This is a genomic window from Allochromatium palmeri, from assembly GCF_009720725.1.
Classification (GTDB): Bacteria; Pseudomonadota; Gammaproteobacteria; order Chromatiales; family Chromatiaceae; genus Thermochromatium; species Thermochromatium palmeri.
In genome coordinates, this window is record NZ_WNKT01000149.1 from 1 (window position 1) to 779 (window position 779).

The 779-nt window shown below is 65.2% G+C and carries 1 protein-coding gene; it reads right to left on the minus strand.

Annotation, left to right across the window (positions count from 1 at the left end; all coding sequences use genetic code 11):
- On the minus strand, window positions 1–779 hold a 779-nt coding region (locus GJ668_RS20230), incomplete at both ends, for a hypothetical protein (RefSeq protein ID WP_186343240.1).

A 779-nucleotide genomic window follows, 5' to 3' on the forward strand; every position in this document is an offset into this window, starting at 1 on the left:
TCTTCGGCATCCAGGCCCTTGAGCCGCTCTTCGGCATCAAAGCGCTTGATGATGGCCGCCGGGTCGCGTTCGATGGCGCGGGTGATGGCGATCTCTTCGGCTTCGCGCAGAAACTCTTCGTAGGTATAGGCCATGTCGGGTACCTCGCGTTGGTAGAGCCGGTGCAGATAGTGTAATAGTTCCCAGTGTCCGCCGGGGGTGGGGTGCGCGTAGCGGGCGCGGTAGTGGATGAGTCCCTGACGCAGGCGCTCGCGTTCGTTGGCGAACAGTTCCCAGGCGGCATTGCGTGGGTGGGGGGCGATTTCGTTGAGGACGATGACGCGCACCACCTGTCCGCCCCAGGGTTGATCATAGACGCCGTCCCGGGCGGTTGGTTTCAGCCTCTGGGCGGTGTTGAGCGCGCGCGGGTAGCGGGTGGCGACGGCGTAGAGGCCGAAGTCGGCGGCGGGGTGACGTTTGCCGCTCGCGTTCAGGTGCAGTTTGCGGTAGTTGACGTAGTGGCCGATCAGTTCGTCGAGCGCCCAAGCGTTGAGGGCTTCGTGGTGAGATTTGTAGGTTAGCAGGTTGTGGGCGCGCAGGCTTTCGAGCCCGTCGGGCAGGTCGGGCGGGAGGCGGCGTTCGGCGCCCTCTTCGACGGCTTCGATGATGGCCACGTCGAGCAGTTGGCTGCGCACGGCCAGTTCTTGTTCGAGTTCAACGCGCCAGGGAGCGCCCTCGAACAGTTCGGTCAGGGCGATGCCGAACAGGCGGTGCCATTGGCGGCGGGTGTCGTCGTCGGG